Here is a 20,942-nt window from a genome sequence, read left to right as displayed (position 1 = left end):
TCAGCTCCACCCTGGCACCCCGCGCGAACGGCGGGTGAGGACGTCGAGGCATGCCATGCGCACCGCGACGCCCATCGCGACCTGCTCGGTGATCGCCGATTGAGGGCCGTCGGCGACCGCGGAGTCGATCTCCACCCCGCGATTCATCGGCCCAGGATGCATCACCAGCGCATCGGGCAGGCGCGCCAGCCTCTCGGCGGTAAGGCCATAGCGGGCGCGGAATTCGCGCGGCGACGGGATGTAGCCGCCGGCCATGCGCTCGTGCTGCACACGGAGCATCATCACCACATCGGCGCCGACCAGCGCCTGGTCGAAGTCGGTGAACGGCGTCACGCCCATCCGCTCGATGGCGGGCGGCAGCAGCGTCGAGGGCGCGCAGACGCGGACCTCGGCGGCCAGCGCGGTCAGCGCCAGGATGTTAGAGTGTGCGACGCGGCTGTGGAGCAGGTCGCCGCAGATCACCACCCGCTGCCCGGCGATGCCGCCGCGCCGCCGCCGGATGGTGAGCGCGTCGAGCAGCGCCTGCGTCGGGTGCTCGTGGCGGCCGTCGCCGGCGTTGAGCACCGCGCAATCGACCTTGTCGGCGATCAGATGCACCGCGCCCGAGCTGCCGTGGCGGATCACCAGCACGTCGCTGTGCATCGCGTTCAGCGTCTGCGCGGTATCGATCAGCGTCTCGCCCTTCTTGGTCGAGCTTTGCGCGGCGTGCATGTTGACGACGTCGGCGCCCAGCCGCTTGCCGGCGATCTCGAATGACAGCAGCGTGCGGGTGGAGTTCTCGAAAAAGGCGTTGATCTGCGTCAGCCCGGCGAGCCTGCCGTCCGGCCTGGCGTCGATCCAGCCTTCCGCCTCGTCGAGCAGGAAGGCGATCTCGTGCGGCTGCAAGCCGTCGATGCCGAGCAGGTGCCGGTGCGGAAAAACGGCACCGCCCGCGATCATCCGGGCGGGGCTGTGATCCGAGGCGGGGGGCATCGGGAGCGCGGGGTAGCCCGCACCTGCCGCCCGCGCAAGCGAGGCTTGCGCGATCAGTGGGGCGCCGCTTATCGGGGCACACAAATCGCGGAGGGGTTGCAGTGAAGCGTTGGGCGTATGCCGTGGGAGCGGCGGGTCTGGTCCTGGCCGGTTGCGGCGGTGATGGCGGCTCTTCGCCGCCAATCTCCGTCATTCCCGGCGGGCCGAGTCCGACGCCGACGCCGAGCTCCAGTCCGACCGCGACGCCGACGCCGAGCGCCAGCTACCAGACCTATGCACAGCTGACCGGCAACCAGAGCTTCCAGACTGCCTGCGCGGCGCTCAACTTCAGCAACGGCAACCCGCCCGCGCCGCAGCCCGCGACCAATTTCGGCGATGGCCTGACGCTCGCCTACACCGCCGCGACCGACAGCTACACGATCTCGGGCGACGGGCTGTCGCTGAGCTACGCGCCGGCGCAGCTCGACCCGGCCGCACCGGCGGGTGTTCGCGGCTATCTGCGGACGGAGAACGGCTTCACCCAGCGCTTCTCGATCGGCACGCCCGCGCCCGGAGGCGTGGCGCTGGACTATGTCAGGGCCTTTTCGCTGCGTGCCCTGCGCAACGGGCAGACACTGCAATATCAGTGCGTATTCGGCGTGCCGACGCGGCTCACCGACCCGCCGGATGCCACCACCGTCACCTTCACGCGCGTCGGCATCAACGGCGCGGCCTATGTCGCGCCGGTCGGTGGCGGCCTGCAGACCTATGCGCTCACCGCGAGCACCGCGACGCTGTCGGTCAACGTCGCCACCGGCGAGGCGACGACCGTGTTGCGCCTGGTCGGCACGTTGCAGACCGCGTCCGGGCCCGCGAGCACCACGACCGAGCTCGGCACCTTCACCGGCGTCGGCGACTTCGACGATACCCGCCCATCTTTCTACGGCCCGCTGACCAGCACCGACCGCGACAGCCAATTCTCCTTCTTCGGCGGTTGGTTCTTCGGACCGCAGGGTCGGGAGGCGGCGTTCTCAACCCAGATCCTGGCGGTGGACCGGACGACCGGCGCGCGCATGTCGGTGCTCGCCAACGTCTTCGCCGCGAGATGAGGCGCAACGGAACGGAGCATCGACAAGGCCGTTCTACCTGCGCAACGAAGTTTCGGGAGGTTGGCCATGTCGAGTACACGGCGATGCCTGCTAGCGGGCGCGGCGGTGCTGGGGCTTTCCGCGGGTGCGTGGGCGGGGTTCGACGCCACGGGTCAGGTCGACCGATTCTACACCGCGGCGCCTGCGCCGGTGTACATGCCCATTCCGCCGGAGCCCCGGGCAACCGGCGCATGGGAGTGGGGCAGTCAGAGTCTCGCGGCCGCGCCCGTGGCCGGGACGATCTGGGGTCGCGAGGTCGGTCGCGACGAGCGGGCCTTCTTCGACACGGAAGACGCCTTGCCCGAAGAGGTTCCGGCGCGTGTCCATCGCGCGTCGGTGCAGCAGGCCGATCCGGTGGCAGCGAAGGCGTTGCCTGTACCCGCCCTCGATGCGGAGGAGCCGGTCGACGGCTATGTCGAGGCGCCCGCCTCGAACGCGAAGGAGCCGTTGGCGGAACCGCCGCTGGGCTAGAGCCAAGACTCATATCCACCAAGCGAGGATGGCTGCGAGGCTGATGGCGGCGGCGTAGGTTGCGGCGAGTTTGTCGTATCGCGTGGCGACACGCGGAAGTCCTTGATGCGGCAGAAGGCCCGTTCGACGAGGTTGCGGCGTTTGTAGGCGGTGCGATCGAAGGGATGCACGTTTTTGCGGCGTGGTCCGTTGGGGATGACCGGCGTGGTACCTCGCGCAAGCAGCAGGCGGCGGAGCGCGTCACTGTCGTAGGCGCGATCGGCGGCAAGCGTGGTGGAGGCGGGCAGCAGGTTGATCAGTTCCGCCGCGACAGGCGCGTCGCCGCGCTGGCCCGGGGTGATGGTGAAGGCGACAAGGCGACCCAGCCCATCCACCAACGCGTGCAGCTTGGTCGTCGGGCCACCACGCGAGCGGCCTATGGCGTTGGCATGCGCCCCCCTTTTCCGCCCGCCGCCGAGCGGTGCGCCTTGGCCCATGTGCTGTCGAGCATCAGCTCGGCAGGCGGACCGCCTGCGGCCGCCAGGGTCTCGAACGCGTGCTGCCACACGCCCTTCTTCGCCCACCGCACCCAGCGGTTGTACAGCGTCTTCTTCGGACCGTAACAGGCGGGCGCATCGACCCAGCGCCCACCGCTCATCAGCACATGCACGATACCCGAGATCACGCGGCGGTCATCTACCCGCGCGACCCCCCGCGTGTCTGTCGGCAGCAAAGGCGCCAAGCGCCCGAACTGCTCTTCGCTCAGCCAAAACTCACCCGACATGCCGCCCTCCTCGAAGAGCTTGAATCACATCCCGTCAGCCTTGTGAATCCACTTTATGGGTCTGAGCCCTAGACCGCCACCAGTGCGTCGATGGCGGCTTGCAGGATGTGCGCGGCGGCGAGGCTGTCGATCCGTTCCGCGCGCTTGGCGCGGCTCATGTCCTGCGCGATCATGGCGCGCTCGACGGCGACGGTGGAGAGCCGCTCGTCCCACAACAGCACCGGGCCGAGATCGGCGATATTGCGCGCGAACGCGCGGGTTGACTGCGCGCGCGGGCTTTCCGAACCGTCGAGATGAAGGGGCAGGCCCAGCACCACGCCTGCCACCCGCTGCTCCACAATCAGCTTGGCAAGCGCGGCCTTGTCCGCCGTGAACTTGGTGCGGCGGATCAGCGGGGCGGGGGAGGCGAAGTGCCAGCCGGCGTCGCACAGCGCCGTGCCGATCGTCTTGCTGCCGAGGTCGAGGCCGACCAGGCGGCCTCCGGTGGGGAGGGCGGCGCGGTAGTCGGCGGCGGCGGCGGTGATCAGCGCCACGCCGCCAGCCTCTTCAGCGCGTCGGCACGGACGTTCGCCCAGAACAGGCTGTAGTCGTAGACGTGGTAGTTGTTGCCGGGCAGCACATAGTTGCCGACCTGTGGGGGCTCGCCGATCAGCAGGAAGCCACGCTCGTCACAGCGCGCCGGCACCGAGCCGACCACCATCGTCGCGCTGCTCAGATCCTCCGTCGGGACCAGCGTGCCGAGGTTGGCGGTCGCGGGCGCAGCCGGGGTCGCGCCGCCGGTCAGCGGATTGGTGCAAAGGATCGGCGTGCCGCGGCGGGGGGCGCCGGTGAAGCCGGTGGTCGCGTCATAGGCGTCGACGATCATGCCGGGATCAGCGGGCTCGGCGAAGCTTGCCCAGGAGAGGATACAGCCAGACTGGTCGGCGCTGGCGCAGGCGGGCAGGCCCAGACGCGGCAGGTCGGTGGTGACCGAGATCGGCCAGCCGACGACATAGGCGGCGACGATGCGGCGGGCGAGTTTCGTCCCGGCGACGCGCTCGCGCAGCAGTCGCGACAGGTGCAGCGCGCCCTGGCTGTGGCCGGCGAGGATCAGCGGCCGGCCGGGCTCGACCTGCGCCAGGAAGGCGTCGAAGGCGGTGGCAACGTCGCCATAGGCGAGGTCGAGCGACTTTTGTGCCTCGGGCGCGGTGGTCAGGAAGGCGCCGAAATTGGCCTGGCGATAGCGTGGTGCCCAGACCTGACCGGCGGCGGCGAAGGCGCTCGCCTGGCCGCGCAGGAAGACGCGCGCGCGCCAGTTGGTCTCCTCGTCAGCCAGCGCCGCGTTCCACTGGTCGCCGCCGACGTAGGAGGTGGGGTGGATGAAGAACACCGCCGCCCTCGAGCTCGCTGCCGGCTGGACGCTAGCCGGGAGCGAACGGCTGGGATCGTCGGCGACGCCCGGTCGCGCAAACCACATTTGGGGATCGTCATAGACCGAACGTTTGAGGCTGGGCTGGGCGACAAACTGGGCCTTTGGCACGAGCCAATATCGCAGCAGCTCGGTGCCATAGAAACGGTAGGTGAAGGCGGCGGCAATCGCGAGGACGATCAGCGCGGCGACGACGTAGAGGAACTTGCGGGCCACGGCGGCCCCCTACACGCAAGCGCCCGTTAGCCAAAGCCGTTGCGCCGCGGCGGGCGGGCGGCTAGCCGCTGGGCCATGTCAGTGGACGTAGCAACGGTGGAAAAGGTGGCGCGGCTCGCGCGCATCGCGATCTCGCACGAGGACGCGGAGCGGCTGGCGCCGGAACTCAACAACATCCTCGGCTGGATCGAGCAACTCGGCGAGGTGGACACGACCGGGGTCGAGCCGACCACCGCGGTCATCGCCAATACGCTGCGGCTGCGCGACGATGTGGTCGACGCCGATCCGCTGACGGGAGGCGGCATCCGAGACGAGCTGATGCGGAACGCGCCGCAGGCGGAACACGGCTTCTTCACCGTTCCGAAAGTGATCGAATAGTGGCCGAGCTGACCGATTTGGGCGTCGCGGCGATCCGGGACGGAGTACGAGAGGGGGCATTCGCCGCCGTTGAAGTGGCGGACGCGTTCATCGCGAAGGCGAGCCGAGCCAAGACCTTGAACGCCTTTCTTGTCGAGACGCCGGAGCATGCACTAGCCGCTGCCCGCTCCGCCGATGCGGCACGCGCGGCGGGCGAGACACTCAAGCCGCTGGCGGGGGTGCCGATCGGGATGAAGGACCTGTTCTGCACCAACGGTGTGCGGACCACGGCCGGCAGCCTGATCTTGGAAGGCTTTACCCCGCCCTATGAGTCCACCGTCTCGCAGAACCTGTGGGACGCGGGCGCGGGGATGCTGGGCAAGCTGAACATGGACCAGTTCGCGATGGGCTCGTCCAACGAGACGAGCGCGTTCGGCAACGTCATCAGCCCATGGCAGCGCAACGATGGCGGCAACGCGCCGTTGGCGCCGGGCGGATCCTCGGGCGGCTCATCGGCAGCCGTCGCGGCGCGGCTGTGTCCGGGTGCGACCGGCACCGACACCGGCGGCTCGATCCGCCAGCCGGCGGCGTTCACCGGCATCGCGGGGATCAAGCCGACCTATGGCCGCTGCTCGCGCTGGGGGACGATCGCCTTTGCCTCGTCGCTCGATCAGGCGGGGCCGATGGCGCGGGACGTGCGCGATTGCGCGATCCTGCTGGAGGCGATGGCCGGGTTCGACGCCAAGGACGCGACCTCGCTGCAGCTCGACGTGCCGGCATGGGAGCGTGGTTTGTCGAGCGATTTGCGCGGCTTGCGTGTCGGTGTTCCGGTCGAGTATCGGGTCGACAACATGCCCGGCGAGATCGATGCGCTGTGGCAGGCGGGCGTCGCGTGGCTGAAGGACGCGGGCGCCGAGATCGTCGAGGTGTCGCTGCCGCATACCAGGTACGCGCTGCCTGCTTATTACATCATCGCCCCCGCCGAAGCGTCGTCCAATCTCGCCCGCTATGACGGGGTGCGCTATGGGCTGCGCGACCTGCCCGAGGGCGGGGGGTTGCAGGACATGTATGCCGCAACGCGGGCTGACGGTTTCGGCGCCGAGGTTAAACGTCGGATTATGATCGGGACCTATGTCCTGTCCGCCGGCTTCTACGACGCCTATTACACGCAGGCGCAGAAGGTGCGGACGCTGATCGCGCGCGATTTCGAGCATGCCTGGGCGACGTGCGACGTGCTGCTGACCCCCACCGCGCCGTCGGCCGCGTTCGCGCTGGGCGAGAAGTCGGCGGACCCGATCGCGATGTACTTGAACGACGTCTTCACCGTGCCGTCCTCGCTGGCCGGGCTGCCGGCGATGAGCGTGCCGGGTGGGCTGGATGCCGCCGGGCTGCCGCTGGGGTTGCAGATCATCGGCAAGCCGCTGGACGAGCAGGGCGTGCTCAACGCCGGCCTGGCACTGGAGCAGAGGGCGGGGTTCACGGCCCGGCCGGAGGCGTGGTGGTGAGCTGGGTGCTGGCGCTCGGCATCGTCGGCATCACGGTCGTCGCGGTGACTGCAATTCGCGGCGGATCGGACAAGCGGCGCAGGGATGCCGGCGATGGCGGCTCCTCGAGCGACGGCGGCGGCGCGGACGGCGGTGGCGATTGTGGCGGCGACGGCGGCGGCTGCGATTGAGCTTTCGTGCGAAGAATGCCGATTATATCCGGCCATAGGAACGACGTGATGACCGACTATCGTATCCAGGGCACCACCGGCGAGTGGGAGGTGGTGATCGGGCTGGAGGTCCATGCCCAGGTCACCTCTCAGGCCAAGCTCTTCTCCGGCGCCGCCACCGCCTTCGGTGCGGAGCCAAATACGCAGGTATCGCTGGTCGACGCCGCGATGCCGGGGATGCTGCCCGTACCCAATGCCGAGTGCATCCGTCAGGCGGTGCGCACCGGCATGGCGATCGACGCGCAGATCAATCGCTGGAGTCGGTTCGATCGAAAGAACTATTTCTACGCCGATTTGCCGCAGGGCTATCAGATCAGCCAGCTCTATCATCCACTGGTCGGCGAGGGGCATGTCGATGTGGCGCCCGACGAGAAGCAGCCCGACGCGGTCAAGCGGATCGGCGTCGAGCGCATCCATGTCGAGCAGGACGCGGGCAAGCTGATGCACGATCAGCATCCGACGCGCTCCTACATCGACCTCAACCGCTCGGGCGTGGCGCTGATGGAGATCGTCAGCCGGCCGGACATGAACTCTCCCGCCGAAGCAGGGGCTTACCTGACGAAGCTGCGCTCGGTGCTGCGCTATGTCGGCTCGTGCGACGGCAACATGGACCAGGGCTCGATGCGCGCCGACGTCAACGTCTCGGTGCGCAAGCCGGGGGCGGAGCTGGGTACGCGCACCGAGACCAAGAACGTCAATTCGATCCGCTTCGTCATGCAGGCGATCGAGCATGAGGCGAAGCGGCAGGTCGAGGTGCTGGAGGCGGGCGGCCGCATCGAGCAGGAGACGCGGCTGTTCAATCCAGACACCGGCACCACGCGGACGATGCGGTCGAAGGAGGACGCGCACGACTATCGCTACTTCCCCGATCCCGACCTGCTGCCGCTGGTGTTGGAGGAGGACTTCCTCGCGGAGTGCCTGGCTAGCCTTCCCGAACTGCCCGACGCCAAACGGAAACGGTATGAGGAAGCGGGCGTAACCGCTTACAATGCCGGTGTTCTGACGGCGGAGGTAGAAACCGCACGCTGGTTCGACGCGTTGCTCGACGCGGGCGCACCCGCGGGTCCGGCGTCCAATTGGGTAACGGGCGAGCTGTTCGGCGCGCTCAATCGGCTTGGCAAGGACATCGTCGATAGTCCGGTCACGCCGATCCAGGCCGCCGCGCTGCTCAGCCTGGTGGCCGACGGCACGCTATCCGGCAGCCTCGCCAAGCAGGTGTTCGAGGTGATGCTGGAGACCGGCCAGGACCCGGCGGCGATCGTCGAGGAGCGCGGGCTCAAGCAGACCAGCGACACCGGCGCGATCGAGGCGGTGATCGCCGACGTGCTCGCGAAGAACCCGGGCCAGCTCGAACAGTATCGCAGCGGGAAGGAGGCGCTGTTCGGCTTCTTCGTCGGCCAGACGATGAAGGCGATGGCGGGCAAGGCGAACCCGGGCGTGGTCAACGAGCTGCTTAAGAAAGCGCTGGGCTGATCACTTCCGCAAAGATTGCAGGAATTTAACAAACCGTGCTGATTGCAAGCAGCCTCCCCGGCGCATAGCGTTACCTTTAGAGCTGCGCAGGGGGCAGCTGGCGAACACGGGGACATCTGATGAGACTTTATCCGGCGGCCATCGCGGCTGCCTTTATGGTGGCGGGTTGCGCCACGACGCCTGGGCCGGTCGATCAGCGCAACAGTCAGCTCACCCAAGGCAATGTGCAGCTCAACCTGCAGGTGGGCCAGACCACCAAGGCAGACGTGCTGGAGAAGTTCGGTTCGCCGAACATCACGACACGCGATGGTAGTGGCCAGGAGGTATGGAGCTATCAGCGCATGGCGACGGTTTCACAGGCGAGTTCGTCGTCCAGCTATTGGACCATTCTGCTGACGGGTGGGAGCAAGTCGGCGGACGGCTTCGCGCAGACGTCACGCACCATGACGCTGATCATCAAGTTCGATGGACGCGATGTGGTCTCTGACTTCCGCAGCCGCACCAGCGATTTCTGAGGAGCAAACAGTTATGCGCAACATCGTCCGCGCCAGCCTTGTCGCCGCCGCCCTCTTTTCCACCACGCCGGCACTTGCCAAGAAGAAGGCGCAGTTGACACCCATGGAGATCCAGGCGCTGCAGTCCCATGAGTACGAGACCAGCAAGGAAGTCCTTTTCGCGTCGGTCGTCAGCGTCTTTCAGGACCTGGGCTACCAACTCGAGAACGCGGATATGCCGAGCGGCTTCATCACAGCGTCGAGCGCGACAAAGAACAAGACCGGGTTGCTGGAGGCGTTCGCCGGCATGCGGTCGAGCGGCAACACCCGCGCCACAGCCTTTGTCGAAGGCATGCCGTCCGGGCGTGCCCGGGTTCGGCTGAACTTTCTCAACTCGAAAAGCACGTCCAGCAATTACGGCCAGAACTCCAAGGACGACAAGCCGATCCTCGATCCGCTGACCTACAAGTCGGCCTGGGACAAGATCGACGAGGCGATATTCGTTCGTGCCGCAAGTAATGCGCCTGCTCGGCCTGGTACGCCACCAGCCGCCACCGTCTCGCCGGCCTCCATCAGCGTGCCGGTGACCGCCGGCACCTCTGTGACGGTGACCCCAGACAAGCCCAAGTGAGGCTTGCGAGCGCAAGCAGCGCGGCACTGATCGCGGCGATGCCTGTCGCAGCGCAGGTGCCGCCGAGCGCTTACGTGGTGCTGCCGGTCCGCTCTGAGATCGCCAATGCGGAACGGGTCGGGCCGAAGAAGGCCGGGGTCTTCTGCGGGCCGGCCGGATCCGTGACATGGGCCGAAGCGGCACCCGAGCCGCTGAGCACGGCGCGCGATGTCGCCGCAGCGCTTTCTGCCGCGGGTTTGCCTGCTCGCGAGTTGGACCAGCTCGGCGAAACCGTCCCGGCAATGTCCTCGCGACTGGCGGTGACGGTAATGGCAGCGCGGATCGAGGCTTGTGTGCCCTCTCGCGGCATGTTCCGGCTGGCCGGCGGCCGGCGCAAGTTGAAGGCGGAAGGCTTTCTGACGTTGCGCTGGCGGGTTGCCGCTGAGCCCGGCCGGGCCGCATGGGTAAGGGAAGTCACGCAGGCGCTGGCGCCTGCCGACCCCACCAACGACCTGCCCTCGCTTGTCCGAACAACGATCGTGGCTAGTGCGCTCCTTGTTGCCGCTGAGCTGAACGGACTAGCTACCCCTTAGGGCCAGTCGTGCGCAAAAGCGAGCAAGACTGCATTCACTTCCGCTCGGTGATTGCGTCCCGCTCGCCCGAAGTTCGTGTCTTTCGGCAACGTCGACTCAGCTACTGCGCGTCCATGTCCTGATTACGCACCTCGCCGCCCGTACCCAGATTGCCGCTGAACTCGCCCGGGTCGGTCATCATCGCACCCTCTGGCCCGCGGCCCGCGCCGCCTTCGCCGCGTTCGAGCGCGTCGGAGCGGGCCTCCACGGCTTGCTCGATGTCGGAGCGGGGATCATCCTTGTGCCCCGGGGGGACGATCTCGGTGGGCTCATTGCCGGCGCCGTTCGTCATCACATCATCTCCGGCGGCTGCTGCGTGCCCGGATCGGTCGACGGCATGGTCCGCGACGGTTGATCGAAGTCCGGCGAGGGCGGAGTGATCTCCGGCGCGGGGCCGCCGGGGTCGACCGGCTGCGGGGAGGGTGTGGGGGCTTCGGATGGGGGCTGGCTCGCCATCAAGTAATCTCCTTCGCCCTGTTCAACGCGCCGGGTACGCGCGCGGTTGCTTCGCAGGGCCGCCCTCGCTTATAGGCGGCGCCCACCCGGGATTTCCTGGGCGGGTCCGGGTGCAAGCGGGCGTGGCGGAACTGGTAGACGCAGCAGGTTTAGGTCCTGCCATCGCAAGATGTGGGGGTTCGAGTCCCTTCGCCCGCACCAGCCCGCCACGGAGCAGCGTCCGGAACCGCGGGACCGAATTCTAGCCAAAGGCTGATCATGCAGACTGTCGAGACGTTGAACGAAGGGCTGAAGCGCGGCTTTACCCTGACCATCCCCGCCGCCGAGATCGAGGCGCGGGTCGCGACCGAGATCAAGCGCGTCGCGCCGCAGATGAAGATGCCGGGGTTCCGGCCGGGCAAGGTGCCCGCCAACCTCGTGCGCAAGATGCACGGCCCGGCGCTGATGCAGGACGCGCTCAACAGCTCGATCCAGCAGGGCATCCAGGCGCTGATCGCCGAGCAGGGCTTGCGCCCGGCAACGCAACCGCAGGTCGCGCTGGGCGAGGGCTATGAGCCGGGCAAGGACGTCGAGCTGACCGTCTCTCTCGAGGTGCTGCCGCAGGTGCCGACGCCGGCGATCGAGGGGCTGAAGCTGGAGCGGCTGACGGTACCCGTCGCCGACGCCCAGATCGACGAGCAGCTGATGAAGTTCGCCAACGCCCAGAAGCACTGGGACGACGCCGGCGACAAGGCCGCCGAGCAGGGCAACCTGGTGACGATGGATTTCGTCGGCAAGACCGCCGACGGCGTCGCCTTCCCTGGTGGCACCGGCACCGACATGGCGGTGGAGATCGGCACCGGGCGGCTGATCCCGGGCTTCGAGGAGCAGATCGTCGGCGCCAAGGCGGGCGAGGAGCGGCAGATCTCCGTCACCTTCCCGGAGGATTACCAGGCCAAGGATCTCGCCGGCCAGTCCGCCACCTTCGACCTCACCATCAAGTCGGTGAAGACCGCCGCCGAAGCGCGGGTCGACGAGGAGCTGGCGAAGAACCTGGGGCTGGAAAGCCTGGAGCAGCTCAAGGGCCTGATCCGCGGGCAAGTGGAGCAGGAGTCGAGCAACCTCACGCGTACCCATATGAAGCGCAAGCTGCTCGATCAGCTGGCGCAGGGACATGACTTCGAGGTGCCGCCGTCGATGGTGGACGCCGAGTTCGACCAGATCTGGCAGCAGCTGGAGCATGAGACGACGCACGAGGCCGATCCCGAGGCCGCGCGCGCCGAGATGGAGAGCGAGCGCGACGATTACCGCCGCATCGCCGAGCGCCGCGTGCGCCTCGGCCTGCTGCTGTCGGAGATCGGCCAGGCGAACGGCGTCGAGGTCAGTCAGCAGGAGATGAACGGCCTGATCGCGCAGGCGGCACAGCAATATGGGCCGGAGGAGCGTCAGCGCTTCATCGACTATGTCCGCCAGGAGCCGATGGCAGCCGCCCAGCTGCGGGCGCCGTTGTACGAGGATAAGGTCGTCGACTTCCTGTTCGGCAAGGCCGAGGTGACCGAGCGCGAGACGACGCGCGAGGAGCTGGAGGCGGCGATCGAGAGCGAGGACGGCTTCGCGACCGGGACGCACGTCCACGAGCATCACGACGACCACGACCATGACCACGCGCCCAAGCCCAAGGCGAAGCGCGCAAGGAAGGTCGACGTCCAGGCTGCAGGCGCTCCGGCGGCCGAGGAGGTCGCCACCGAGCCGGCAGTTGCAGTCAAGAAGCCGCGCAGCAAGCCTGCGGCCAAGACCGACGATGCCGGAGTAGAGGCTCCGGCCGCGGAGGCAGCGGCCGAGCCTGCGGCCAAGAAGCCGCGTGCCAAGAAGCTGGGCGCGCCGGTGGAGGCGGAGACGCAGGTGCTGGAGAGCTCGCCGGCCGTCGCCGAGGCTGCGGCGGGCACACAGGCTGCCGATGCGCCGGCGAAGAAGCCGCGGGCGAAGAAAACGGCGGAGGGTTGAACCGGTGTCGTGATGCTGAACTTGTTTCAGCTTCCATGCGAACCATCAGCCAGTTTTTGCGATGTGGGCTGTGTCGCATGAAGCTAGAAACGAGTTCAGGGTGACGGGTGGATGAGGAGGCGGCGATGACAACACCCACCATCGCCGTCCTGCTCCCCTGCTATAACGAAGAGGCGGCGATCGCGCAGACGGTGGCGGGGTTCCGCGCTGCGCTGCCGGACGCCACGGTCTATGTCTTCGACAACAATTCTGTCGATCGCACCGTCGAGGTTGCGAGAGCAGCCGGGGCAGTGGTCCGGCATGAGCGGGTGCAGGGCAAGGGCGCCGTGGTGCGGCGGATGTTCGCCGACATCGATGCCGACATCTATGTGATGGCGGACGGCGATGCGACCTATGACGCGGCGTCGGCGCCCGGATTGGTGGCGCGGCTGCTCGACGAGCGGCTCGACATGGTGGTGGGCGCGCGGGTGCATGAAGCAGCCGAGGCGTATCGGCGCGGGCATCGGTTCGGCAATACGCTGCTGACCGGCATGCTGGCGCGCCTGTTCGGGCGCAGTTTCACTGATATCCTCAGTGGTTATCGGGTATTCTCGCGGCGTTTCGTCAAGAGCTATCCGGCGCTGTCCACGGGGTTCGAGATCGAGACCGACATCTCGGTTCACGCGCTGGAGCTGCGGATGCCGGTGGCGGAGGTCGACACCCCCTATTTCGCGCGGCCGGAGGGTTCGGAGTCAAAGCTGTCCACCTATGGCGATGGCTGGCGCATCCTGACGACGATCCTGACGCTGTACCGGATCGAACGGCCGCTGCTGTATTTCGGCGCAATCGGCACGGCGCTAGCGGTGTTCGCGCTGGTGTTGGCGTTTCCGCTGGCGCTTACCTTCGCCCGCACCGGGCTGGTGCCGCGCTTTCCGACGGCGGTGGGGGCCACCGGGCTGGTGATCCTGGCGGCGCTCAGTTTCACCGCCGGGCTGATCCTGGACACCGTGGTACGCGGGCGGCGCGAGGTGCGGCGGCTGGCCTACCTGGCCTATCCCGCCCCCGGCAGCTGAGGCGGGAACCGAGGCACCCGGGCAAACCCGACACGGGGCTTGAAGTCGCTTCGTGGCCGCGCGACATAGGGTGTTCACACGGGGCACAAGAGAGTTTTTCGATGCACAATCCGTTCGAGTCCGGCGACTTCGCGCAGCCCTTCGCCCAGGCCGGCCTCGGTCTCCAGCAGACGCAGGCCGGACTGGTGCCGATCGTGATCGAGCAGTCGAACCGCGGCGAGCGGTCGTTCGACATCTTCTCCCGCCTGTTGCGCGAGCGGATCGTGTTCGTCACCGGCGGGGTCGAGGACGGCATGGCCTCGCTGATCACCGCGCAGCTGCTGTTCCTGGAATCGGAGAACCCGAAAAAGGACATCTTCATGTACATCAACTCGCCGGGCGGTGTCGTCACGGCGGGCATGGCGATCCATGACACCATGCAGTATATTCGCCCGCGCGTCGGCACGGTGTGCATCGGTCAGGCGGCGTCGATGGGCAGCTTCCTGCTGGCGTCAGGCGAGAAGGGCATGCGCGTCGCGCTCACCAATTCGCGGATCATGATCCATCAGCCGTCGGGCGGGGCACAGGGCATGGCGTCGGACATCGAGATCCAGGCCAAGGAGATCTTGCGCATCCGCGCGCGGATGAACGAGCTGTATGCGCAATACACCGGCCAGCCGATCGAGGAAATCGAGCGCCGGATGGACCGCGATACTTTCCTCCAAGCCGACGAAGCCAAGGCGTTCGGGCTGATCGACGAGGTTTTCGACAAGCGTCCGCAGCCGACCGAGGACATGGCCAGGGCGGCCTGATCGTCAGCGGAGAGCGGGTTCGACTAAGCTATAATTCGCGTCGCGCCATACGACGCGACCACAGCCGACCACCCGGGCGGCTGTCGCCGCCGTTACCAGCAGATAGTTCACGCGTTGCGGAATCGCGTGGCAATCGCCGGCGAAGACGCGGTTGCGGTCTTCCACCAGTTGCCACCATCGATACAAGTCGGCGGGGTTTGTGGGCACGAACTGCCAATTTGCCAGCGTCGGGCGTTCCAGCCGCCGCTCCAGGCTGATCGTCTGATCCGTCGCGGGCTCGGCAAAGATCACATCGCCTGGGCGCGTGAGTTGGCGGACCGTCGCGATCATCCGCATGGTGGCGGGCGATATCGACGGTGCTTGCCCGGTCAACGCGCCGGCAAGCGCGAATGCCAAGAAGACGGGCACGGCCACGAACGCGGGCAGGTTCTTGACCCATCCCCGGCCCGCGATCGGCCAACGCTGCGCCCATGCGGAGAGCAGGCGGGGCCACAACCACATGGAGAGCATGAGCCCGAGCAGCAGGATGAGGCTGAGCGGCCGGAACAGGTACAGTTTCGCCAGCACCAGGTCTTCACGATCTAACCAGCTCACTGCCAGCGCGACGAGAGGGTAGAGGGAAAGCAGGCCGGTCAGCACTGCCAGCGCCTGTTCGCGCCGGTTCCGGGCCCGCCACCAAGCGCATGCGGCGATCGCTGCCATCGCGACGGAGGTGAATACACCCGCGCCAATGCGCAAGGCTCCCCAGCCGCCCTCGGCAGCGAACGGCGCCAGATGATGGGGCGCGCGCAGGGCAGCGTAGATATAGTCGGCATGAGGCAAGCCGGACGGTGCGGGTGTCGAGGCAAACTGCCGCTGTACATCGATCAGCGTGAGGAGCAGCGGCGCCGCGGCGATCATGAACACCGCGACCATCGCCAGCGCCACACGCCATCTCCCCCCGGCGAGCACAAAGCCAACCAGCGCGGCCGCGAACCAGAACGCGCCGATCAGAAAGAGCAGGTAAAATGACACCCCCGCGTACACGGTCGTCCGCACGGGCCGGAGCTCGACGGCGTTCGCCAGCGCCAACATCGCGAACGCATAGGCGAAACTCTTGGCCTCGGCCGTGACGAGGATCCACTCGCCGCCCATCACCGATTGGCGGGTCAGGCAGAACAGCGCCAACGCCGTCAGTGCCTGGATCGCCGAAAGACCGAAGGCGCGGGACAGACGCGTGAGGCCGCAGGCGAGCAGTCCGATCAGCAGCACCGTCAGCGCCAGCCGGCCTAGCTCAAACCCCAACAGCGATACCGCCAAGCCGAACAGGCTGAAGGCCAGGAACTTGCCGCCACTCGCACCGTGATCGACGACTGCGTCAAAAGGGCTGGCCGTCAGCGGTGCCCACCACCGATAGGCAAGCAGTAGGTAATTCTCCTCGTTGCCGTTCCATCCGTAAGGAATGGGAACCAACGCGAGAGCGACGATCAGGATTATCGCCAAAGCGGCCGGGGAGGACGGGGCCGTGTCGATCCATGCCCGCCATCCGGCTCGCCGGTCTGGAAAAGCGATCGGCGCGGCACTATTGTTCATGCGTTCCCCTGGACCGTCGCTTGCTCCCCGCGCGTTGCGTGGCATACCCGTCGGCGAGCGGCAAGTGGCGGTCTCGGGACGCGATAGCGGTTGCGGCTCGCTGCCACCGCCGCTTACAATGACACATCGACCCGAAGGGTCTTGGGATTTGCGTTGATATGACCAAGCTGACCGGTGGAGAATCCAAGAGCACGCTGTACTGCTCGTTCTGCGGCAAGTCGCAGCATGAGGTGCGCAAGCTGATCGCAGGTCCCACCGTGTTCATCTGCGACGAGTGCGTCGAGCTGTGCAACGATATCATCCGCGAGGAGACCAAGTCGGCGCTCGTCTCGAAAAAGGACGGCGGCGTGCCGACCCCGCAGGAAATCTGCAACGTCCTCGACGACTATGTGATCGGCCAGCAGCGCGCGAAGCGGGTGCTGTCGGTCGCGGTGCACAACCATTACAAGCGGCTCAACCACGGCGCCAAGGGCGCGGACGTGGAGCTGAGCAAGTCGAACATCCTGCTGGTCGGGCCGACCGGTTGCGGCAAGACGCTGCTGGCGCAGACGCTCGCCCGCATCCTCGACGTGCCGTTCACGATGGCGGATGCGACAACGCTGACCGAGGCGGGCTATGTCGGCGAGGATGTCGAGAACATCATCCTCAAGCTGCTCCAGGCGTCTGACTATAACGTCGAGCGGGCGCAGCGCGGGATCGTGTATATCGACGAGATCGACAAGATCAGCCGCAAGGCGGAGAATCCCTCGATCACCCGCGACGTGTCGGGCGAGGGTGTGCAGCAGGCGCTGCTCAAGCTGATGGAGGGCACCACCGCGTCGGTGCCGCCGCAGGGCGGGCGCAAGCATCCGCAGCAGGAGTTCCTGCAGGTCGACACGACCAACATCCTGTTCATCTGCGGCGGCGCCTTCAGCGGGCTGGAGAAGATCATCGGTGACCGCCTCCAAGGCAAGTCGATCGGCTTTGGCGCCTATGTCGCGAGCCCCGAGGAGCGGCGCACGGGCGAGATCCTGCGATCGACCGAGCCGGAGGATCTGCTCAAGTTCGGCCTGATCCCGGAATTCGTCGGTCGCCTGCCGGTGATCGCGACGCTGGAAGACCTGGACGTCGAGGCGCTGGTCAAGATCCTGAAGCAGCCCAAGAATGCGCTGGTGAAGCAGTATCAGAAGCTGTTCGAGATGGAGGAGGTGGAGCTGGGCTTCACCGACGACGCGCTGGTCGCGGTCGCCAAGAAGGGTATCGAGCGCAAGACCGGCGCGCGCGGCCTGCGCTCCATCCTGGAAGGCGTGCTGCTCGACACCATGTTCGACCTGCCCGGTATGGAGGGTGTCGACGAGGTGATGATCGACAAGGACGTGATCGAGGGCCGCAAGGAGCCGATCCGCGTCTATGCCGAGAAAAAGGCCGAGAGCGCGGCGTGACGCCGGCCCGGGCGGGCGCGTGGCCGAATGGTCGGCCGCGCGCTTTTGCCTTTTTGCCCCGGTTCCTGTTTGATCCGGATATACCGGTTTGGCGATACGTTCTCCTCGCCTGGCCGATCGTGGCGCTTCCGTCCTTGTTGTTCGGTCTGCTCGCCTCGCGCTTGGCGCCAGGGCTCGCGGCGCCGGAGCTGGGCGGCGGGCCGGGCTGGCTGTTGTTCGTCGGCGTGGTGGTGTTCAGCCCGCTGATCGAGACCATCATCATGACCGGCCCGATGGCGCGGCTCGGCCGTCGGGCGGGGCCGGTCTGGGCAGCCGTGGGCAGTGCGGTGTTGTGGGCGGTGGCCCACAGCCTGTTGGCCGCGCGTTGGGGGCTGGTGATCTGGTGGCCGTTCCTGATCTTTTCGATCGCGTACCTGACCTGCCGCGGCGCGGGCTACTGGCGCGCGGTCGGCATCGTCTTCGCGATCCACGCGCTGCAGAATGCGAGCCCGATCATCGCGTTTCTGCTCCTGCGCTGAGCACGGTCGCGGAACGAAGATCCCGCCCCACCATTGTCCCGAGGCAAGAGGAGCTCGGCTATGGACGATGATCGGCTTTGGCGTTTCGAGGAGCAGTTGTGGCTAGGCGATGCTGAGACCTACCGTTCGCTCATCGACGGTGAGTGCGTGATGGTGCTGCCCGCCGCGCCGCATGTGTTCGATGCCGCCGCCGCGATCGAAGCGGTGGCCCATACGCCGCGCTGGGCGGAGGTGCGCTTCACCGAGCGACGGGTGCAACGGCCCGAGGAGGGGCTGATCGTCATTGCCTATCAGGCGGAGGCGAGCCGCGCCAAGGAGAGTGGGGGCGAGGCGTACAAGGCATGGTGCACCACCACGATCCGCCGGCGCGGCCACGAGGACTGGCTAGTGGTGCAGCACTCGCAGCTGCCGCCGCTGCATGCCGGCGGGGCCGCTTGACCCAGATCGGCTCGGCGGCGTCGTTGCTCCATGCCGCGGCGCAGGACCTGCATGACGGCAAGCGGCAGGCGGCCGAGCGATTGCCCGGCATTGCGGCACTGGCGAGTGACATGGGGCTGCGGGCGATCCTGTTGGCGGAAGCCGAGCGCGCGACGGAGCAGGCGGCACGGCTGGAGGCGACGGGGCTCGACACCGGCGGGCCGGAGAACCTGTGGATGTCGGGCATTCTGGACGACGCCGATCGCGACGGTCGGTCGACCCAGCCGGGCCGCTTGCTCGACATTGCGCTGATCGGCGCGGTCCGCAAGGCGAAGGCGGCGGAGATCGTGTCGTCGGAGACCGCCGTCGTGCTGGCGGCGGAGCTGGCGGACGAGCCGCTCTCCGCCGCGGTGCAGGCCAACTACGCGCAGGAGATCGCGGCCGATCGCGCACTCAAAGCTCGGCTGACCGCGTTGACGGGCTAGCGACGCAGCCGCGAGGCGAGCAGGAGGCCGGCGGCGAGCTGGAGCGCTCCCTGCAGGCGGCGCTTGCCCGGGCGACCATCGAAGCGGCGGACCAACAGGTCCAGCGGCTTCACGTGGGAGCGCCACAGGCTGACCTGCCGCTGCGGTTGGGCGAGGCCGATGATGCCGTTGCCGATCATGAAGATGGCGCACATCTCGCCGGTGCGTTTCAGGGCCAAGGCCGGGGTGGTGTCGGTCATGGTCGGCTAAACACTCGACCCGTCGACCGTATCCCTGATCGTCAGGGCTTGGGTTTCGCGCGCCAGGCGTGGGTCCGTTCGATCGCCACCGAGCGGCGGAGGATCTTGGCCCAGGGGTCGACCACGACATGGCTGCCGGCGCGCAGCACCAGCGAGCCGGTCCCGTCGCTCATCGCCAGGCGCTGGGTTCGCCCATCGACCTGGACGTCGACCGGCATCGGGAAGGGCTTGCCGCCCGTGACCTGCCAGCGGAGGCTCAACCTGTCACCGACGCGCGCTTCCACCAACTCCGGCAACCCCGGCTGGCGGAGATAGGCGTCGAAGAACCAATCATAGTCATCGCCTGTGACCCGCCGCACCGCCGCCTGTAGTTCGCGAGTCGAGCCGTAGCGCGGGGTGAAGTTCCCCGGCTCCGGGTCCGTCCGACCATAGACCAGCAGTCGTGTCGCGCTGAAGAAGGCGCGGTCGCCGATCAGGCCGCGCAGGGTGTGGAGGATCCAGCTGCCCTTGTAATAGATGTCGCCGCCGGGACCGCCGCGCGCCTCCTCGTAGACATCGTCGCCGGACATGGCGCGGTCGCGGACCATCGGCGCCTTGTTGGCGATCTTGTCGCGCTGCGCCGCCATCATGGCGGCATAGCGGGCCTCGCCCTCGCGCCAGCGGCCGTAGAGCGGCTGCATGTAGGTGGCGAAGCCCTCGTGCAGCCAATAATCGTCCCAGTCGCGTGCGGTCAGCTGGTTGCCGAACCACTCATGAGCGAACTCGTGGTGGAACAGCCAGTCGAAGCCCTCGGGCGCCTTGGCATAAGCGTTGCCATAAGCGTTGATGGTCTGATGCTCCATGCCGAGATGCGGGGTCTCGACGACACCGACCTTCTCGTCGCCGAAGGGGTAGGGGCCGATCACGGCTTCGAAGAAGTCGAGGGTGGGCGCGAACTCCGCGAGCAGCGCCCGCGCCTCCGCCGGCTTGCCGGGCAGGTGCCAAAAATGGAGCGGGATCGTGTTGCCGTAGCGGCTGCGATAGGTATCCCGCAGCTCATCATAGGGTCCGACCTGCAGTGCGATGGCATAGGTATTGGGCTGGCGCGCGCGCCAGTGCCATGTCGTCCGGCCGTCCGGCAGTGAGTCCACGCCGAGCAGCACGCCATTGCCGGGCGCCTTAAGCCCCTTGGGTATGGTGATGTGCAAGGTGACGGTCGCGGGCTCACCCGTCGGGAAGTCGAGGCATGGCCAGAACAGGTCACAGCCATAGCCCTGCGCAGTTGTTGCGAACCACAGCCGCTTGTCGGGCGCGGCTGACCAGACCACGCCATCGTTCCATGGCGCGTTGACCGCGATGTGCGGGGTGCCGGCATAGGTGATGCGCGCGGTGACCGCCTTGCCCGCGGGCAGGGGCCGGGGAAGCCGGATGACGAGCCGGCCTTGAGGGTTCGACCAGCTTGCCGCTGGGAGCGCCGCCCCATCCACCGTGACTGCGGTGACGGGCAGGTTACGGTCGAGATCGAGCGTGAGGGCGGACAGCGGTGTCCTTGCGGAGAAGGTCAACGTCGCCACGCCGTGGAGCCGGCGGGTTTCGGGTATGATCTCGAACGCGAGGTCGGCGGCGTCGAAGCGGAGCTTGGCTTGTTCGGGATCGACGGCGCCGCCGGAGCGCATCGTCTGAACGGTCAGCGGCGGTTCGCCCTTCTTGGGCAGGTCGGCGGCGGTGAGCAGGGCGAGGGCGGGGAGGGCGAAGCGGAGCATGGCAGCTTGTCGACCTGACGCAGCGTTCC

24 protein-coding genes, 1 tRNA gene and 1 pseudogene are annotated in these 20,942 nt (G+C 67.4%); 17 read left to right on the top strand and 9 right to left on the bottom strand.

Annotated features, from left to right (window positions below):
* Entirely contained in the window at nucleotides 1-972 is a 972-nt protein-coding gene (locus VFQ64_RS03735) for an aspartate carbamoyltransferase catalytic subunit (RefSeq protein WP_325101952.1), read from the bottom strand.
* 101 nt (nucleotides 973-1,073) lie between these two features.
* On the opposite strand from VFQ64_RS03735, the gene VFQ64_RS03730 reads away from it, so the two are divergent.
* Nucleotides 1,074-2,060, top strand: a complete 987-nt coding sequence (locus VFQ64_RS03730) for a hypothetical protein (RefSeq protein ID WP_325101951.1) — start codon at nucleotides 1,074-1,076, stop codon at nucleotides 2,058-2,060.
* Nucleotides 2,061-2,126: 66 nt separating this feature from the next.
* On the top strand, nucleotides 2,127-2,570 hold the full coding sequence (locus VFQ64_RS03725) for a hypothetical protein (protein WP_325101950.1): 444 nt from the start codon (nucleotides 2,127-2,129) through the stop codon (nucleotides 2,568-2,570).
* A gap of 9 nt (nucleotides 2,571-2,579) precedes the next feature.
* Here VFQ64_RS03725 and VFQ64_RS03720 read toward each other — a convergent pair.
* The 3 genes and pseudogenes from VFQ64_RS03720 to VFQ64_RS03710 form a co-directional block, all read right to left on the bottom strand.
* Nucleotides 2,580-3,333 (bottom strand): annotated as a pseudogene (locus VFQ64_RS03720) (IS5 family transposase).
* 68 nt (nucleotides 3,334-3,401) lie between these two features.
* Nucleotides 3,402-3,860: a Holliday junction resolvase RuvX gene (gene ruvX / locus VFQ64_RS03715; RefSeq protein ID WP_325102113.1), complete on the bottom strand. Its 459-nt coding sequence runs from the start codon at nucleotides 3,858-3,860 to the stop codon at nucleotides 3,402-3,404.
* A complete protein-coding gene (locus VFQ64_RS03710) occupies nucleotides 3,857-4,957 on the bottom strand; it encodes a DUF3089 domain-containing protein (protein ID WP_325101949.1) in 1,101 nt (366 codons plus the stop codon). The genes ruvX and VFQ64_RS03710 overlap by 4 nt, the downstream gene beginning before the upstream one ends.
* Before the next feature lie 75 nt (nucleotides 4,958-5,032).
* Here VFQ64_RS03710 and gatC point away from each other — a divergent pair, with 75 nt between their 5' ends.
* The 7 genes from gatC to VFQ64_RS03675 all read left to right on the top strand — a co-directional run bounded on the left by gatC (nucleotide 5,033) and on the right by VFQ64_RS03675 (nucleotide 10,198).
* Nucleotides 5,033-5,335 carry an Asp-tRNA(Asn)/Glu-tRNA(Gln) amidotransferase subunit GatC gene (gene gatC / locus VFQ64_RS03705; protein ID WP_325101948.1) on the top strand — a complete coding sequence of 101 codons (303 nt, stop codon included), beginning with the start codon at nucleotides 5,033-5,035 and terminating at the stop codon, nucleotides 5,333-5,335.
* Nucleotides 5,335-6,819 carry an Asp-tRNA(Asn)/Glu-tRNA(Gln) amidotransferase subunit GatA gene (gatA, locus tag VFQ64_RS03700; protein ID WP_325101947.1) on the top strand — a complete coding sequence of 495 codons (1,485 nt, stop codon included), beginning with the start codon at nucleotides 5,335-5,337 and terminating at the stop codon, nucleotides 6,817-6,819. Before gatC ends, gatA begins: the two co-directional genes overlap by 1 nt.
* Nucleotides 6,813-6,989 (top strand): hypothetical protein, encoded by a 177-nt coding sequence (locus VFQ64_RS03695; protein WP_325101946.1) that lies wholly within the window; start codon nucleotides 6,813-6,815, stop codon nucleotides 6,987-6,989. Before gatA ends, VFQ64_RS03695 begins: the two co-directional genes overlap by 7 nt.
* Nucleotides 6,990-7,037: 48 nt before the next feature.
* Nucleotides 7,038-8,501 (top strand): Asp-tRNA(Asn)/Glu-tRNA(Gln) amidotransferase subunit GatB, encoded by a 1,464-nt coding sequence (gene gatB / locus VFQ64_RS03690; protein ID WP_325101945.1) that lies wholly within the window; start codon nucleotides 7,038-7,040, stop codon nucleotides 8,499-8,501.
* 119 nt (nucleotides 8,502-8,620) lie between these two features.
* The gene (locus VFQ64_RS03685) at nucleotides 8,621-9,016 is read left to right on the top strand and encodes a hypothetical protein (RefSeq protein ID WP_325101944.1); all 396 of its coding nucleotides are present in this window, start codon (nucleotides 8,621-8,623) and stop codon (nucleotides 9,014-9,016) included.
* 13 nt (nucleotides 9,017-9,029) lie between these two features.
* Nucleotides 9,030-9,626, top strand: a complete 597-nt coding sequence (locus tag VFQ64_RS03680) for a hypothetical protein (RefSeq protein ID WP_325101943.1) — start codon at nucleotides 9,030-9,032, stop codon at nucleotides 9,624-9,626.
* Between the two features lie 74 nt (nucleotides 9,627-9,700).
* Complete coding sequence (locus VFQ64_RS03675; RefSeq protein ID WP_325101942.1) at nucleotides 9,701-10,198, top strand: hypothetical protein; 498 nt, start codon at nucleotides 9,701-9,703, stop codon at nucleotides 10,196-10,198.
* A 100-nt stretch (nucleotides 10,199-10,298) separates the two neighbouring features.
* Here the strand turns inward: VFQ64_RS03675 and VFQ64_RS03670 are convergent, their stop codons facing one another.
* On the bottom strand, nucleotides 10,299-10,529 hold the full coding sequence (locus VFQ64_RS03670; RefSeq protein WP_325101941.1) for a hypothetical protein: 231 nt from the start codon (nucleotides 10,527-10,529) through the stop codon (nucleotides 10,299-10,301).
* A complete protein-coding gene (locus tag VFQ64_RS03665; RefSeq protein WP_325101940.1) occupies nucleotides 10,529-10,693 on the bottom strand; it encodes a hypothetical protein in 165 nt (54 codons plus the stop codon). The genes VFQ64_RS03670 and VFQ64_RS03665 overlap by 1 nt, the downstream gene beginning before the upstream one ends.
* Before the next feature lie 116 nt (nucleotides 10,694-10,809).
* Here VFQ64_RS03665 and VFQ64_RS03660 point away from each other — a divergent pair.
* From VFQ64_RS03660 to clpP, 4 genes are all read left to right on the top strand, one after another.
* Nucleotides 10,810-10,894 (top strand) — tRNA-Leu (locus VFQ64_RS03660).
* 57 nt (nucleotides 10,895-10,951) lie between these two features.
* Nucleotides 10,952-12,676 (top strand): trigger factor, encoded by a 1,725-nt coding sequence (gene tig / locus VFQ64_RS03655; protein ID WP_325101939.1) that lies wholly within the window; start codon nucleotides 10,952-10,954, stop codon nucleotides 12,674-12,676.
* A gap of 125 nt (nucleotides 12,677-12,801) precedes the next feature.
* A complete protein-coding gene (locus VFQ64_RS03650) occupies nucleotides 12,802-13,728 on the top strand; it encodes a glycosyltransferase family 2 protein (RefSeq protein WP_325101938.1) in 927 nt (308 codons plus the stop codon).
* 101 nt (nucleotides 13,729-13,829) lie between these two features.
* The gene (gene clpP, locus VFQ64_RS03645; protein ID WP_325101937.1) at nucleotides 13,830-14,519 is read left to right on the top strand and encodes an ATP-dependent Clp endopeptidase proteolytic subunit ClpP; all 690 of its coding nucleotides are present in this window, start codon (nucleotides 13,830-13,832) and stop codon (nucleotides 14,517-14,519) included.
* 3 nt (nucleotides 14,520-14,522) lie between these two features.
* On the opposite strand, the gene VFQ64_RS03640 is transcribed toward clpP, so the two are convergent.
* Nucleotides 14,523-16,001, bottom strand: coding sequence for a hypothetical protein (locus VFQ64_RS03640; protein ID WP_325101936.1), 1,479 nt, complete (start codon nucleotides 15,999-16,001; stop codon nucleotides 14,523-14,525).
* Nucleotides 16,002-16,249: 248 nt separating this feature from the next.
* Here VFQ64_RS03640 and clpX point away from each other — a divergent pair, with 248 nt between their 5' ends.
* The 4 genes from clpX (at nucleotide 16,250) to VFQ64_RS03620 (ending at nucleotide 18,932) form a co-directional block, all read left to right on the top strand.
* Nucleotides 16,250-17,512: an ATP-dependent Clp protease ATP-binding subunit ClpX gene (gene clpX / locus VFQ64_RS03635; RefSeq protein WP_325101935.1), complete on the top strand. Its 1,263-nt coding sequence runs from the start codon at nucleotides 16,250-16,252 to the stop codon at nucleotides 17,510-17,512.
* 119 nt (nucleotides 17,513-17,631) lie between these two features.
* Nucleotides 17,632-18,030: a type II CAAX prenyl endopeptidase Rce1 family protein gene (locus tag VFQ64_RS03630; protein WP_325101934.1), complete on the top strand. Its 399-nt coding sequence runs from the start codon at nucleotides 17,632-17,634 to the stop codon at nucleotides 18,028-18,030.
* 60 nt (nucleotides 18,031-18,090) lie between these two features.
* Nucleotides 18,091-18,468, top strand: coding sequence for a DUF4440 domain-containing protein (locus tag VFQ64_RS03625; protein WP_325101933.1), 378 nt, complete (start codon nucleotides 18,091-18,093; stop codon nucleotides 18,466-18,468).
* Nucleotides 18,465-18,932: a DUF892 family protein gene (locus VFQ64_RS03620; RefSeq protein ID WP_325101932.1), complete on the top strand. Its 468-nt coding sequence runs from the start codon at nucleotides 18,465-18,467 to the stop codon at nucleotides 18,930-18,932. The genes VFQ64_RS03625 and VFQ64_RS03620 overlap by 4 nt, the downstream gene beginning before the upstream one ends.
* On the opposite strand, the gene VFQ64_RS03615 is transcribed toward VFQ64_RS03620, so the two are convergent.
* Nucleotides 18,929-19,171, bottom strand: a complete 243-nt coding sequence (locus VFQ64_RS03615; RefSeq protein ID WP_325101931.1) for a hypothetical protein — start codon at nucleotides 19,169-19,171, stop codon at nucleotides 18,929-18,931. The genes VFQ64_RS03620 and VFQ64_RS03615 overlap by 4 nt on opposite strands.
* Before the next feature lie 41 nt (nucleotides 19,172-19,212).
* Nucleotides 19,213-20,913, bottom strand: coding sequence for a M1 family metallopeptidase (locus VFQ64_RS03610; RefSeq protein ID WP_325101930.1), 1,701 nt, complete (start codon nucleotides 20,911-20,913; stop codon nucleotides 19,213-19,215).
* Nucleotides 20,914-20,942: the final 29 nt, after the last annotated feature.

The organism is Sphingomonas sp. (assembly GCF_035714405.1).
Taxonomy (GTDB): Bacteria; Pseudomonadota; Alphaproteobacteria; order Sphingomonadales; family Sphingomonadaceae; genus Sphingomonas.
This window is presented reverse-complemented; position numbering and strand designations above follow the sequence as displayed.

What these genes read in the sequence shown, in the direction of transcription:
- VFQ64_RS03735 (WP_325101952.1), bottom strand. Translation starts at nt 972, where the DNA reads ATGCCCCCCGCCTCGGATCACAGCCCCGCCCGGATGATCGCGGGCGGT.
- VFQ64_RS03650 (WP_325101938.1), top strand. Translation starts at nt 12,802, where the DNA reads ATGACAACACCCACCATCGCCGTCCTGCTCCCCTGCTATAACGAAGAG.
- VFQ64_RS03725 (WP_325101950.1), top strand. Translation starts at nt 2,127, where the DNA reads ATGTCGAGTACACGGCGATGCCTGCTAGCGGGCGCGGCGGTGCTGGGG.
- VFQ64_RS03685 (WP_325101944.1), top strand. Translation starts at nt 8,621, where the DNA reads ATGAGACTTTATCCGGCGGCCATCGCGGCTGCCTTTATGGTGGCGGGT.
- VFQ64_RS03670 (WP_325101941.1), bottom strand. Translation starts at nt 10,529, where the DNA reads ATGACGAACGGCGCCGGCAATGAGCCCACCGAGATCGTCCCCCCGGGG.
- gatC (WP_325101948.1), top strand. Translation starts at nt 5,033, where the DNA reads ATGTCAGTGGACGTAGCAACGGTGGAAAAGGTGGCGCGGCTCGCGCGC.
- VFQ64_RS03625 (WP_325101933.1), top strand. Translation starts at nt 18,091, where the DNA reads ATGGACGATGATCGGCTTTGGCGTTTCGAGGAGCAGTTGTGGCTAGGC.
- VFQ64_RS03680 (WP_325101943.1), top strand. Translation starts at nt 9,030, where the DNA reads ATGCGCAACATCGTCCGCGCCAGCCTTGTCGCCGCCGCCCTCTTTTCC.
- clpX (WP_325101935.1), top strand. Translation starts at nt 16,250, where the DNA reads ATGACCAAGCTGACCGGTGGAGAATCCAAGAGCACGCTGTACTGCTCG.
- VFQ64_RS03665 (WP_325101940.1), bottom strand. Translation starts at nt 10,693, where the DNA reads ATGGCGAGCCAGCCCCCATCCGAAGCCCCCACACCCTCCCCGCAGCCG.
- gatB (WP_325101945.1), top strand. Translation starts at nt 7,038, where the DNA reads ATGACCGACTATCGTATCCAGGGCACCACCGGCGAGTGGGAGGTGGTG.
- VFQ64_RS03615 (WP_325101931.1), bottom strand. Translation starts at nt 19,171, where the DNA reads ATGACCGACACCACCCCGGCCTTGGCCCTGAAACGCACCGGCGAGATG.
- clpP (WP_325101937.1), top strand. Translation starts at nt 13,830, where the DNA reads ATGCACAATCCGTTCGAGTCCGGCGACTTCGCGCAGCCCTTCGCCCAG.
- tig (WP_325101939.1), top strand. Translation starts at nt 10,952, where the DNA reads ATGCAGACTGTCGAGACGTTGAACGAAGGGCTGAAGCGCGGCTTTACC.
- VFQ64_RS03610 (WP_325101930.1), bottom strand. Translation starts at nt 20,913, where the DNA reads ATGCTCCGCTTCGCCCTCCCCGCCCTCGCCCTGCTCACCGCCGCCGAC.